Annotated in this window: 12 protein-coding genes; all 12 read left to right on the forward strand. The window is 27.5% G+C overall.

The features are described 5' to 3' along the window. Nucleotides 1–8: 8 nt before the first annotated feature. The 12 genes from gatA to cas2 all read left to right on the forward strand — a co-directional run bounded on the left by gatA (nucleotide 9) and on the right by cas2 (nucleotide 14677). The gene (gene gatA / locus M915_RS00345; RefSeq protein ID WP_036728262.1) at nucleotides 9–1457 is read left to right on the forward strand and encodes an Asp-tRNA(Asn)/Glu-tRNA(Gln) amidotransferase subunit GatA; all 1449 of its coding nucleotides are present in this window, start codon (nucleotides 9–11) and stop codon (nucleotides 1455–1457) included. Further along, entirely contained in the window at nucleotides 1457–2881 is a 1425-nt protein-coding gene (gene gatB / locus M915_RS00350) for an Asp-tRNA(Asn)/Glu-tRNA(Gln) amidotransferase subunit GatB (RefSeq protein ID WP_036728264.1), read from the forward strand. The genes gatA and gatB overlap by 1 nt, the downstream gene beginning before the upstream one ends. A gap of 93 nt (nucleotides 2882–2974) precedes the next feature. Further along, nucleotides 2975–3616, forward strand: coding sequence for an FG-GAP repeat protein (locus tag M915_RS00355; RefSeq protein ID WP_051259758.1), 642 nt, complete (start codon nucleotides 2975–2977; stop codon nucleotides 3614–3616). Further along, nucleotides 3613–5799, forward strand: a complete 2187-nt coding sequence (locus tag M915_RS00360; RefSeq protein WP_081689714.1) for a DUF3160 domain-containing protein — start codon at nucleotides 3613–3615, stop codon at nucleotides 5797–5799. The genes M915_RS00355 and M915_RS00360 overlap by 4 nt, the downstream gene beginning before the upstream one ends. Nucleotides 5800–6218: 419 nt before the next feature. Next, nucleotides 6219–6953 (forward strand): CRISPR-associated endoribonuclease Cas6, encoded by a 735-nt coding sequence (locus tag M915_RS00365; protein ID WP_051259759.1) that lies wholly within the window; start codon nucleotides 6219–6221, stop codon nucleotides 6951–6953. Nucleotides 6954–6970: 17 nt separating this feature from the next. Then, on the forward strand, nucleotides 6971–8695 hold the full coding sequence (gene cas8a1, locus M915_RS00370) for a type I-B CRISPR-associated protein Cas8b1/Cst1 (protein WP_036728271.1): 1725 nt from the start codon (nucleotides 6971–6973) through the stop codon (nucleotides 8693–8695). 32 nt (nucleotides 8696–8727) lie between these two features. Further along, complete coding sequence (cas7i, locus tag M915_RS00375) at nucleotides 8728–9609, forward strand: type I-B CRISPR-associated protein Cas7/Cst2/DevR (RefSeq protein WP_036728273.1); 882 nt, start codon at nucleotides 8728–8730, stop codon at nucleotides 9607–9609. Further along, a complete protein-coding gene (gene cas5 / locus M915_RS00380; RefSeq protein ID WP_036728274.1) occupies nucleotides 9596–10354 on the forward strand; it encodes a CRISPR-associated protein Cas5 in 759 nt (252 codons plus the stop codon). Before cas7i ends, cas5 begins: the two co-directional genes overlap by 14 nt. Before the next feature lie 76 nt (nucleotides 10355–10430). Continuing rightward, on the forward strand, nucleotides 10431–12830 hold the full coding sequence (locus M915_RS00385) for a CRISPR-associated helicase/endonuclease Cas3 (RefSeq protein WP_036728276.1): 2400 nt from the start codon (nucleotides 10431–10433) through the stop codon (nucleotides 12828–12830). Between the two features lie 59 nt (nucleotides 12831–12889). Continuing rightward, nucleotides 12890–13381, forward strand: coding sequence for a CRISPR-associated protein Cas4 (gene cas4 / locus M915_RS00390; protein WP_036728278.1), 492 nt, complete (start codon nucleotides 12890–12892; stop codon nucleotides 13379–13381). Nucleotides 13382–13406: 25 nt separating this feature from the next. Then, nucleotides 13407–14396: a type I-B CRISPR-associated endonuclease Cas1b gene (cas1b, locus tag M915_RS00395; protein ID WP_036728282.1), complete on the forward strand. Its 990-nt coding sequence runs from the start codon at nucleotides 13407–13409 to the stop codon at nucleotides 14394–14396. A 2-nt stretch (nucleotides 14397–14398) separates the two neighbouring features. Continuing rightward, nucleotides 14399–14677, forward strand: coding sequence for a CRISPR-associated endonuclease Cas2 (gene cas2 / locus M915_RS00400; protein ID WP_036728285.1), 279 nt, complete (start codon nucleotides 14399–14401; stop codon nucleotides 14675–14677). The last annotated feature ends 145 nt before the right edge of the window (nucleotides 14678–14822 follow it).

Raw genomic sequence — 14822 nt, forward strand, 5'->3', positions numbered from 1 at the left:
GGGATATTTTGAAACTTACCAAGTTGAAAGCACATGAATTAATAGACGGATATAAGAATAGAGATTTCTCCTGCGAAGAGGTAACAAGAGAATATTTAAGTGTTATTGAAAGAGAAGAGGCGGATTTAAATGCATATGTAACAGTTTGTGATGAATCTGCTATAAAAGAAGCTAAAGAAGTTGACAGAAAGTTTATGAATAGAGAAGAAGTTGGAATCTTATCCGGAGTTCCAATTGGAGTTAAAGATAATATTGCAGTCAAAAATATTCTTATGACCTGTTCTTCTAAAATGCTTGAGAATTTTATTGTACCGTATGATTCCGTAATATCCGAGAGAATAAAATCTAATGACGGAGTTATTATAGGAAAAACAAATATGGATGAATTTGCAATGGGTGCAAGTACAAAAACATCATACTACGGAGTTTCAAAAAATCCATTAGACAGAACACTGGTATCCGGAGGTTCATCAGGCGGTTCTGCTTCCGCACTTGCAGGAGAAGAATGTGCTCTTGCAGTTGGAACTGACACCGGAGGATCTACAAGACAACCTGCAAGTTTTTGTGGACTTGTAGGTATAAAACCTACCTACGGTTCAATTCCAAGATATGGAGTTGCAACTATGGCAAACACATTCGACCAACCGGGTGCTTTTGGAAAAGATGTAGAAGATGCAGTTTTACTTTTAAAGGCTCTTGAGGGAAGAGATGAAAGAGATGCAACTTCAGTTGGAAATCCATCTATAAGAGAAGAATTTAATTTTAAAAATACAGATGAAGTTATAAGCTATTTGAAAAATATGAAAATAGCAATACCAAGTCTTTACATGGATATGAAATTAAACGATAGAGTTAAAGCTGACTTTGATAAAGCTATTAATGTATTTAAAAATGCAGGGGCTACTATTGATATAGTAGATATGAGTTCATTAAAATATGTAATTGAAACATATCATATACTCGTAAACGGAGAAATAGCTCCAAATATGGCAAGGTTTGACGGACTTAGATACGGACACAGAACAGAAAATTACGATACATTTGAAGAAATGTATAGAAAATCAAGAGCTGAAGGATTCGGAGATGAAGTAAAGAGAAGAATAATGATAGGAACTCATATATTAAGTCTTGATTTAGCGGAAGATTATTATTATAAGGCATTGAAAGTAAGAACACTTATAAAAAATGAATTTGATGAAGTTTTTAAATCTCATAATTTAGTAATGTGTCCTACCGTACCGGTACTTCCGTTTAAAATAGAAGATAATATGAGTCCTGTTGAAATGTATCAAGCGGATTTGTTTACAATACCTGCAAATATGACAGGATGTCCTTCTATAAGCATACCTATGCCTAAAATAGACGGATTATCAGTTGGAATAGAGCTTACAGCCAATAGATTTAAAGATAATGAAATGATAAAGGCTGCACTTGGTTTTGAAAGGAGTGTTAAATAATGAGTTATAAGACAATAGTCGGTCTTGAGATACACGTTGAATTGTCGACCAAGACAAAAGCATTTTGCTCCTGTGAAAATCAATTTGGAGGAGAACCGAATACAAGGGTTTGTCCTATTTGTTTAGGACTTCCCGGCGGAATACCCGTTTTGAATAAAAATGTAGTTAATTATACAATAATGGCAGGACTCGCATTAAATTGCAATATTGCTAAAAAATCTAAATTTGACAGAAAAAATTATTTTTATCCCGATTTGACAAAGGGATTCCAAATAACTCAAGATGATATGGCAATTTGTAATGAGGGTTATATTGAAATCGAAACTGAAGAAGGTTCAAAAAAAGTCGGTATTTATAAGATACAAATGGAAGAAGACACAGGCAAGTCTTTGCATACAGAAGATAATTCTACATTAATGGACTATAACAGATGTGGAGTTCCGCTAATTGAAATTGTTTCAAAACCGGAAATGAATAGCGGTAAAGAAGCAAGATTATTTCTTGAAAAATTAAAAAACACATTAATTTATATCGGAGTATCAGATTGTAAGATGGAAGAAGGCTCACTCAGATGCGATGTAAATGTAAATGTTGTTGATGAAGAAACAGGAAAGAAAACGGCTGTTACAGAAGTTAAGAATTTAAATTCATTTAGAGGAGTTGAAAAGGCAATAGATTTTGAAGTTCAAAGACATATTGCATTGCTTCAAAATGGAGAAAATGAAATTCGTACAACCAGAAGATGGGACGATGCCAATAATGAAACTGTATTAATGAGAGTTAAGTATACAGTTGCAGATTATAGATTTGCTCCTGAGGGAGATCTTCCTCCTGTTATACTTACAGATGAGCTTATTGAAAAAATTAAGGATGAACTTCCGGAACTTCCTCAAGCTAAAAAAGAAAGGTTTATGAGAGAATATAAAATACCTGAATATGATGCTGAAGTTTTAATTTCTACAAAAGAACTTTCAAAATACTATGAAGAAGTTGCAAAGAATTTTGACGACTCTATAATGGTATCAAATTGGATTATGACAGAAGTTCTTAGAAGAGTTGAAAACATTGACGAAGAATTTAAACTTCCATTTGAACCGGCAGATTTTGTAGATTTATTAAAGGCGGTTAAATCAGGCAAGATTAATAATAATGCAGGTAAAAAAGTATTAAGAGAAATGTTTGAGACATCTAAAAAGCCTGAAGATATAATTAAAGAGCAAGGCTTAGTTCAAATATCAGATACTTCAGAAATAGATGCATTAGTTGATAAGGTTCTCTCTGACAATCCTCAGTCAATTGAAGATTTTAAGGCAGGTAAGGATAGAGCATTCGGTTTCTTGGTAGGACAGGTAATGAAAGCATCAAAAGGAAAGGCAAATCCTCAGCTTGTAAATAAATTGCTGACAGAAAAATTAAATAAGTAAATAATTAATTATAGGTTCGATTTATTATCGAGCCTATTTTATTGTAGTTAAAAACTTGTAGTGATTATTATTTTAATAGGGTATAATTGTAATATGAGAAAGAGGAAAATCGGAATAATTTTATTAATTTTATCAGCATTGGTTTTTTTGAAATTTAAGAACACATTATACGATAGCATAGCTATAAAAAATACCGAAGGAGAAGAAGTTACAGTAAACGTCTATAAGAATATTTTTTCAAAATATGCTAATGTTATAGAAATAGTATCTGAAAATCGAAAAGAAAAAATTGTCTTTTCAGGAAAGAAAAAAATAAATATTTGGAAATTGGACGCAGGTGATGTGGATGGTGACGGGATAGACGAAATTGCACTTGGCGTATATAAAAAATCTCCACATCATAGAGTAATGGCAAATAGAGTTTTTCTATACAATATTTCAGGTTTGGAGTTGAAACCGAAATTCAGGGCATCAAGGCTTGGACTTCCGTTTACGGAATTTTTATTGTATGACATAGACGAAGACGGAGCTTTTGAAATAATATCCATTGAAGAAAAAGACAATTACAAATTTATAGCGGCATATAATTACAAAAATTTTTCCATCTATAGAGATTATATAAGTTGCGGATATGAAAAATTAGCCGGATTAGATAAGAGAAGTACCCTAAGCGTGAATGCAGATGGGAAAAATAAAAAAATAGAATTAAAAGGGAAGGAGATTGAATTGAAATGAAGAAGAGGTATATATTAATAGCTTTATTGATTACACTGTTGTGCGTAGGTTGTAAAAAAGATAAAGACGCTTCCGGAACAAATCAAAATAAAACGGATAAAAATGCAGAAGTAGTAAAAAAAGAAGATATATCATTTTTAGATGAGTATATAGAAGATATTATAGTTCCTGAATTTAAAGAAATAGAAATTGTTGCTAAAGTTGAAGATTATAAAATAGAAAAAAACTTAAAAAATGTATACAATTATGGCAAAGGTCCTTATGAATATATGAGTTTTAAAGGAAAACAGTTAAAAGCTTTAGAAGAAAACGGATTTGTAGTAGGAGGAAATGGATATTCAGATCAACCGTTCCAAATTTATGAAGTGAATGAATATACATATGTACCAAGTTTTGTTACTACAGATTCCGTATTACATCTATATCATATATTCTATGACAGCTTATTAAGAGAAGTTGAAACTAAACAATTTTTACCTAATTTCGAAAAATTGATTCCGATTTTGCTTGAAAAATCAATAGCAGACTATGAAAATGCAGATGATGAGTCAGTTAAAAACTCCGCACTCAAGAATATTGCATATTTTAAAGTGGCAGGAGAACTTATAAACTTGAAAACCGATATAGAAATTCCACAAGCTGCCGAGAAAATTGCAAAAGAAGAAATGAAACTTATCAAAGAGGGAAGTATATCAGATTCAAATCTTGTAAATGCCAAAGTTGATTATTCTCAGTTTAAGGTAAGAGGACATTATACGAGAACAAAAGAACTTGAAAAATATTTCAAAGTAATTATGCTGTTTTCACAAGAGGCATTTTTTATAGATAATGACGGCATAATTGATAAAGATAATTTAGTTCAAGCTATGTTAATAACAAAAAATTTATTTGAAAATAAAGAAAACTATAAATTATGGGAAGATGTAAACAGTTCATTAAACTTTTTAGTTGAGAAATCTGATGATTTGGATGTATTGACTTTTGCTAAAACAATGTATTCAAATTATGGAAAAGATATTTCATTAGAAAAAATTAAAAATGAAAAAATATTAGAAGATTTTTATAATGACCTTAGTAAATTATCAAATCCTGCAATTCAGGGATATAAAGGAAAATCATTTAGGTTTATGCCGCAAAAAGCAGTAATAGACAATGTTCTTATGCAAAATTTAGTAGATATTGCAACTGAAGATAAACCTTCATATAGACCGATATATTCGGGCGTTGATGTAATGGCTGTACTTGGAAATAAAACAGCGGAAGAACTTGTACTAAATAATGAAAATAATTTTAAATGGGATAAATTTAAAGAAAAATATGAATACACAAAAGAACTTGAAAAACATATTGATGAAAAGAGCTGGATGAGTAATTTATATCGCGGATTATTATGGACATTAAAAGGATTCAATCAGGATTTTGCAGAAGGCTATCCTAAGTTTATGCAATCAAAAGCATGGAAGCTTAAAGATTTAAATACGGCACTTGCATCATGGGCGGAGCTTAAACACGATACAGTTTTATATGGTAAGCAAGTTGGCGCTGAAATGGGCGGAGGAGATGATTTTGAATTTCCTGTAAACTATGTAGAACCAAACGTAAAGATATATGAAAGACTGTTGTGGTTAATGGATTTTGCAGGTCAAAACTTAAAACATAGAAATATGTTATCGGAAGCTACTGAAAAGAACTTAAATAATTTTAAAGATATGGTTCAATTTTTATTGGATTGTTCTGTGAAAGAACTTAGAGAAGAAACCTTAACAAAAGAAGAAAATGAAAGAATATTTTATATCGGCGGAGAAATGGAGAATATATTTGTTAAGTTCATTGATGAAAAAGCAGCTTATTATTATGAAATAGAAACAGAAGCGGATAAAGATATGGCATGCATAGCGGATATTATGAAAGTTGCAAAAAATTCAGTTGGAATACCTGAAGGCAAATATTTAGAAGTAGGCTCAGGACATGCATCACTTATATATGTAATATATAAAGTAAATGGAAAATTATATTTAGGAGAAGGAGCAGTAATGAGCTATTATGAATTTTTATCAGATGATAGACTTACTGATGAACAATTCCAAGAAAAACTAAACTCCTTTGAAAAAGAAGACTATCCTGAAAGACCGGATTGGATAAGTGGATTTGTCAAAGAATATGAATACATCTTAAAACCATGATTAAATTGGAAAAACCGATTGAAATAGGTCGGTTTTTTAAATTTAATTATAAATCTTTGTTTATTGTGATTATTAATTTAATATGAAAATAATAGCAGTTTATTAAGTAATATAATAATCTAATTTTATATTTTGTTTTCAATACTGATATTTATAGTAAAGATAGTTATACTTGAATAGAAAGGTATTGACAGAAAAAAATTAAAGCATATATTATAAATTATCAGGGAAATATTATTTAGCTTAAACTAATAGAACTATTAATAGAATATAAAAGTAAAAATCATTTAATAATTTATAATGGAGTCAAAGTGAAACAGAATAAAAGAATAAATTTATGTATTAAGAAACAGTAAATAGCTAATTAATAATCTTAAATAAAAATAAGATAAAATTTAATAATAAATAAAGGAGGAAAAATGAGAATAAGTTTAGATTTTGAGCTGAATGATGAGAGAATTTATAAGGATAAAAATAAAATTCTTGCATCGTGGATAAAACATTATATGGGTAAGTATGATGAAAATATGTATTTTAGTTTATATAATTCAGGTTCAGTAGAAAAAGATTATACTTTTTCAGTGTATATGGGACAAGATGTAGTTTTTGAAAGAGAAATGATATATGTTCCTACAAAAAAGATGAGATTACATTTTTCTTGTTATGATCTACAAGAAGGAATTCATTTTTACAATATTTTCACAAGAGCAATTGGAGAAAAATATAAATATAAAGATATACACTTAGTTGCAAAAAGAATGAATGTAGAAAGAGAAAAAGTATTTAAAAATGAAGAGGCATATTTTAAAACATCTAGCCCCATAATTGTCAGAGAACATATCTCAAGAGATAATTCTAAAACATATTATCATGATATATCCACAGAAAAAGGGATAGAAGTTTTACTTATGAATTTAAAAAGCAGATTAAAGAAGAAATTTGGAGAAAAAATAAAGTATGATATTGACTGTATACAAATTGATATTTTAAAAAATAGGATGGTAACTGTAAGGCATAATTCAATTAATATACCATCAAATTTATGCACAATAAAAATTTCGACCAAGCCATATATATTAGATTATATTTATAAATCCGGGATAATAAGTTCATTTAATGCAAGTGGGTATGGAATGTTATTATCTGTAAGTTAAAATGGGGGAGATTATAATTGGATGATTTAATAAGGTTAAGTTTAAGCGACTGGCAGTATAATGCCGGAATAGTGGGAATGTATAATGTATTAAAACATTCCGGAAAAGATATATATGAATATACAGCTAATTATATTAATTCGGGAAATGAAGCTAATATAATTGCAGGGTATGAGTTATGCTTTCCAAGAGAATATCTAAATGATTTTACAGATAATTATTATAGATACATGATTGATACTTATATTAACCAGATAAGTTACGGACGAATTTTATCATACAAGGAAACCGCCGAAAGGATTTTATTGCTTGAAGATTCAGATTTTGAAGATTCTAAATTTTCAAATGAATTGTTTGAAGGATTAAATTCATATATCAAGGATACCTTAAAATATTACATTAAAAGTGCAAGTTATAAAGCTGCTTTTGAGCTAATACCAAACTCTGATATTTTATTAAATAGGATATTAAATTTAAATACAATAAAAAAAGGAAAAAAAGAAACAATTTTAGAAAAAAAGGATGATATTATTTCCGTATGCAATGAGATATTAGAAATAATTAATATTTTAGAGGGGAATTTATATAGAAAATATCTTGGTGGGAAAAATATAATATATACTTATTTAAGAAGAAACTGGGATGGTATAAGTATATTAAACAAACAGGTTAAAGAAAAAGACATTTATAAAGAATTTAATAATCATTTTGTAAAACCTACTGTAGAATATTTATGTGCGGATAAAGCTAAATATAAATACAAATGTTTTAATTGTGATTCGCCAATAAAAAATTTGGATATTAATTATAGTTTTTTAACTGATACGGGATTTGATACAGCAAGAAAATCATCTCATGTTTGGTTTTTTCAAAATGATATTGCGATATGCGAATTTTGTAAATTAGTATATGCTTGTATGCCGGCAGGTTTTGTCTATGGATTTGATAAAGGTATATTTATTAATAGTAATGCAAATATTGATGCTCTTATTTCTGTAAATAGCAAATTAAAAGCAGATATGGATAATTCGGTTAAAAATAAAGATAAAAATATAACCTATAGAAGTATAGTTGAAGCGATAATTGATAGAAAAGAATTAGGTATTCAATATGAGCTTTCAGATGTGCAAGTTGTATGGTACGAAAATGAAAAATATAGGTTTAATATATTACATGAGAGCATTTTGAGAATAATTTATACTTCGAAAGAAGAATTTAGATTAATAAAAAAAGCGACTTTTAAAGAAAATAAAGTATATATATATTTATATGAGGAAACTTTAAAAAGGATTTTTAATAATCAAAATTTGTTTTTATGGATAAATAAGTTAATTCATTATTATATAACTAATAAAAGTAACTGTTATTATAATATTTCTCATGTAGAAAGGATTCTAAAAATAAACTTTGAATATTTAAAGGGGGTTGGCTTAATGGAAAATATTGAAAAAGATATTATTGAGAAGATGAGAACATATGGATATTATATTGGAAAAGAATATTTTAAAGATGGGTCTGATAAAAAAATAGTAGGTCTTTCTCATCAAATGCTAAATGCACTGAAAACTAATAATGTTAATACTTTTATGGATTTATTAATTCGAGCTTATATGTATGTAAAAAAAGAAATTCCAAAGGACTTTATTAATTCTTTAAAAACAGAGGAAGAATTTAAGACAAATGGATATGCTTTTGTAATGGGATTAAATAGTTATAGAGGAGAAATTTCAGATAATAAATAAAATAGAGAATAAAGATTTTAGGAGGATTAATCATGAAAGTTAAAGGTCTTACAATGACAATTATATTTGAGGCAGAAAGTGCAAATTATGGAGAATCAGTTGGAAATATAGCATCTTTAAAGAAAATGGCAAGAGATAAGGGAGAACAATATACTTATATTTCAAGGCAGGCTATTACGTATAATATGGTAGAACAATTATCAGAACCTTTGGCAAAGGTAAATGTAGAAGGTAGTGGAGATAAAGGAGTAGTTCAATATAGTAAAGAATGCACAATAAAAGATTATCCGGAATTAGATTTTTTTGGATATTTAAAAACACAGAAAGAAAGTAGTGGATTAAAGAGATCTGCAAAGGTAAGAGTTTCTAATGCTATTTCTCTTGAAACATATAAGGGAGATTTAGATTTTTTAACTAATAAAGGATTGGCAGACAGAATAGGTTCTAACATGAATATAGCACAGGCAGAAATACATCATTCATTATACAAATATACAGTTGTAATGGATTTAGATCAAATAGGATATGATGATGCTGATAAGGAAAATATAATAGATTTGTCAAGTGAAGAAAAATCAAGAAGAGTAATAAAATTGCTCGATACCATATCAACTTTATACAGAGATATTAGAGGTAGGAGAGAAGATTTGAAACCAATATTTGTAATTGGTGGAGTTTATGATATAAAGAATCCGTTTTTCCATAATATAGTGAGCATTAAGAATAATATTTTAGATGTGAATCAAATTAAGGAAAGTTTGTTTGGTGCCATAAAAGAAAATACTTATGTTGGTTTCTTTAATGGTAAGTTTGATAATAGTGAAGAGATTCAAAATGAATTATCAGCTAAAAATGTTCCTGCATTTTTTTCTATATTAAAAGATCAGGTGAAAGAATATTATGAAGGCAATTAAGATAAAACTTAGGCAAGAAAGTGCAAATTATAAAAAACCTAATAGTTTTCAATTAAAGGAGAGTTATCCGTTGCCACCATACTCGACTATAATTGGTATGGTGCACAATATGTGTAATTATGATGAATATAAGCCAATGGATATAAGTGTTCAAGGAGCATATAGATCTAAAACTAATGATTTATTCACAAGGTATGAATTTAAAAATGCTATGAAATATGAAAAAGGAAGGCATGATATTAAAGTTGGGGAATTTGGAATAACAAGGGGTATAGCAACTACTGAATTATTAGTTGACATTGAATTGCTTATACACATTGTTCCTGAAAATCAAGCTTTGATAGAAGAAATATATAATGCTTTTATATTTCCCAGAGAATATGTAAGCCTTGGAAGAAGAGAAGATTTAGTTGTAATAGAAGAAGTTAAAATTGTTGAATTTGAAGAAGTTATTTTGGAAAAAAGTATTAAGTTGAGAAAAGGGTACGGTATATACATACCTTTTGAAAAGTTCAGTGAAAATATTAAGATTGGACATATAAAAACTGACATACCTAAAGAATACAGAGGAACAATGTACAATATAACTAAAAACTATGAATTAAAAAACTATGGAAGTAAAAAATCTCCAAAAATTTTTAGAGATTGGAATAAAGTAAAAGTTATATATGGCAGTGATATTAATATTGGCAGTAAGAATAAAGTATATATTGACAAAGATGATGATATTTTAATTCTTGCATAAATTTAAGGAGATGAATTAATTTTTAATTTTATATATTATTCATCTCCTGTATTTCTAATTATTAAGGGGAATTAAGATGGAGAGATATTTAGCAAAGTCAAATCCTGAAGAAACAATTGAAGAGCACACTTTAAACCTTTTAAAAAATTATGAGCTATTTAAATCAATTTATCCTGATTTATCCATAGATTGGTTATTATTAAAAATTGCAATAATTTATCATGATATGGGCAAAGTAAATGATATCTTTCAAAAAAAGATTAGAGGTGAAAAAATAGATAAAAGTAGGGAAATACCTCATGGACATCTTAGTATAGGATTCATTGATTATGATACAATTTTTGATAATAAACCTTACATTAATCAAGAAATTGAAAAATATATAGAAAATGTAAGTGGAGATGATTATTCAATAATCAGAAAAAGAATGTTAGCATCTGCTATTTATTTTCATCATGATAGAAAAGATGTGTCAGATGATCAGGATGAAATAAGAGAAATATTAAATGCTGAATTAGATTTAATAAAAAACAAGAAAGTAAATCTTAACTATGAAGATTTTGATGAAATTAAAGTATGTGGACTTCCGGATTCAGAAATTTTTGATTTTGAAATATCAGATTTGACTGTTAAAAAAAATAAAATAAAACCGGAACGTGAGAAAAAAAGTAAAATAATATATAAATATTATGTTTTAACTAAGGGATTGTTAAATAGAATAGATTATGCATCAAGTGCTCATGAAAAAGTTGAATATAAGAATGATTTTTTAGAAAAACATATGGAAAAAATATTAGATTCTTTTAAAGTAAATAATCCAAATGCAGATTGGAATGAATTACAAAGATATATGATAGATAAAAGAGAGTCAAATGTAATTACAATTGCACAAACCGGAATGGGTAAAACGGAGGCAGGACTTTTGTGGATTGGTAATAATAAAGGTTTTTTTACTTTGCCTTTGAAAACTGCAATAAATGCTATATTTGATAGAGTAAAAGAAAATTTAGATGCAGATATTTCAACAAAAGTTGGTTTATTACATTCAGATATTGCATCAAGATATTTAACATTAAAAGATGAATTAAATGGGAATAGTAAAGATGAAAATGAGTTAAAAAACGACATTGATTTAGAAGAATACATAAATAGAACAAGACAGTTCAGTATGCCTTTAACAATATGTACAGTAGATCAAATTTTAGATTTTGTATATAAATATAATGGCTGTGAAGTAAAAATGGCTACTTTATCATATTCAAAATTGATAATAGATGAAATACAAATGTATTCTCATAATTTATTGGCAGTAATTGTATTGGCTTTAGAATGGATAGTAGAATTAGGAGGAAAATTTGCAATTTTAACAGCAACAATGCCTCCGTTTATCATTGATGAATTACATAATAGAAATATTATTTTTGAAGAACCAAGAACTTTTATAAATAAAAATATAAGACATAGTTTAAAAGTTATTGAGGATGCTATTTATGCAGATTTCATATTAAATAAATATGATAATAATAAGCTCTTAGTTATTTGCAATACAGTGAATCAGGCACAAAAAATATATAGAGAATTGACAGAAAGAGAAAATTTCAAAGGAAACATTCATATATTTCATAGTTCTTTTATAAAAAGAGATAGAAAAAGAATAGAAAAAGACATAATAAGTTTCACAAAAAAGGGAAATAAAGAAACAGGTATATGGATTTGTACACAAGTAGTGGAAGCATCTTTAGATGTAGACTTTGATGTATTAATAACAGAACTTTCTGATATAAATGGCTTATTTCAAAGACTGGGTCGTTGCTATAGAAATAGGATTTTTGATATTGACGGATACAATTGTTATGTATTCAATGGTGGCACTCAAAAAACAAGTGGAATTGGATTTGTTATTGACGAAGATATTTTTAAACTTAGTAAAAAAGCATTAATAAATATTGACGGCAAATTATCGGAATCAAAGAAGATGGAAATTATTAATAATGTTTACTCAAGTAAAAATATATCAAAGACAAAGTATTATGAACGTTATAAGACAAGTATAAGTTATATAGAATCGTTGTATTCGGGAGAAAAAAGTAAAAAAGATGCAATGAAAGAATTGAGAGATATAAAATCAGTAGATATCATTCCAAAAATCATATATGATGAAAATAAAGATGAATTAGAAGAAGCTATTAAGATATTGTCCATATCATATAAATCTTTAAATAATGAAAAAGAGAGAAAGAAACTTAGAGAATTAAAAATCAAAGCAAGAGAAATTATAAGTAGTTTGATGGTTAGTATACCGGTGAATGTATATATGAATATTGATAAAAAGTCTAATAAAAAGGCACATAAACATATACCTTTTACTTATGGGCAAGATATTATTGTTACAGATATAGAATATTCAAGTGAGTATGGTCTTGGTAAGAAGTTTGAAAAAGTAAATAGCAGTGATATTTTAGATAGAATAGTTTAGATTTTATATTTAAGTAATAAATAATAGTAGTTGATTTATGTTTTAAGAGGTGAAAGCATATGCTTAAAATAACAGGATTAATGGTTTATTATTATTTTGTTTGTCATAAAAAACTTTGGTACCATATAAAAAATATTAATTTAGAAAATGAAAGTGAAGATGTCGGGATAGGGAAATTAATAGATGAGTCAACTTATTCAAATGAAAACAAGCATATATCGGTTGACGGTGTTATAAATATTGATTTTGTGAAAAGATGGTCTGTTTTACATGATATTAAAAAATCAAAATCGATAGAAGAAGCCGGAATTTGGCAAATGAAATACTATATTTATTATTTGGAAAATAAAGGGATAGAGATTAAAAATGGAATGATAGATTATCCGTTATTAAGAGAAAGAGTAGAAGTTTTTTTAAATGATGAAGATAGAAAAAAGATAGTAGAAGTTTTAGAAGATATTGAAAAAATTTATATGAAAAGCACTCCTCCAGAAAATATAAATAGCAAAATATGTAAAAAATGTGCATTTTATATGTATTGTTATTGCTAATATGCTTTTGAAAGGATAAGATCGTATGGGCGAAACTTTTTATTTATTTAGTAATGGGGATTTAAAGAGAAAAGATAATAATATAGAATATAGTACTACAATGGGCGATAAGAATTTAAAGGTAGAAATGCTTGATGAAATATTTTTATTTGGAGAAGCGAATATGAATACAAAAGTTTTAAATTTTATGGCTCAAAATAACGTTGTGATGCATATATTTAATTATTATGGATTTTATAGCGGTAGTTTCTTTCCTAGGGATAAAACCGGGGCAGGGTTTATTTTGGTAAATCAAGTTGATTATTATAAAGATGGCAACAAAAGATTAATTATCGCTCAAAAAATTATAGATGCAGCTTCTCACAATATACATAGAAATATGAGGTACTATAATTCTAGGAATATTGATTTAAGTGAAGAAATAAAAGAGGTCGAATATTTTAGAAGGACAATTTATAAAACAAAATCTATTCAAGAATTAATGGGGTTAGAAGGAAATATAAGAAAAATATATTATTCTTCTTGGAATAAAATTTTTAAACAAGAAATTGATTTTGAAAAAAGAGTGAAACATCCACCAGATAATATGATAAATTCATTAATATCTTTTTGTAATTCTTTACTATATAGCACTGCTTTGTCAGAAATATATAAAACGAATTTATCACCGTATATTAGTTATTTACATGAACCGGGTACAAGAAGGTTTTCTTTATCTTTAGATATAACAGAAATTTTTAAACCTTTAATAGTGGATAGAATAATATTCACAATGATTAATAGAAATCAAATTAATGAAAAATCTTTTGACAAAGAATCAAATTTTGTATATTTGAAAGATAATGCTAGAAAGAAAATAATTCAAGAATATGATGAAAGATTATCGAAAACAATAAAGCATAAAGAACTAAATAGGAGCGTTTCTTATAGGTATATGATGAGGTTGGAGTGTTATAAATTAATAAAACATATAATTAATGAGAAGGAATATGAAGGATTTAAGATGTGGTGGTAATTATGTATGTTATACTCGTATACGATATTTATACAAATGATGAAGCACCCAAAATACAAAGGAAGGTATTTGGCATATGTAAAAGGTATTTAACACATATTCAAAAATCAGTTTTTGAGGGTAATTTGACAAAATTAAAACTTATGGAATTGGAACTTGAATTGAAAAAATATGTGAGGAAGGATAAGGATTCGGTAATCCTTTTTAAAAGCAGAGATGAAAGGTGGTTACAAAAGGAATTTATTGGAAAAGTAGATGATGCTACTAATAGGATTTTTTAATACTGTCGATATTAATTAGGTTAAATTTTTCGGTTTTATGACAGTGACAATATTTGTGATAAATGCTACTATTATATATAGTAGTAATTGAATTATGATTAAACATTGTATTTTGTATGTAAGTTGACAGTAAGGATATTTAGAA

The organism is Peptoniphilus mikwangii, assembly GCF_000468535.1.
GTDB classification, from domain to species: Bacteria; Bacillota; Clostridia; order Tissierellales; family Peptoniphilaceae; genus Anaerosphaera; species Anaerosphaera mikwangii.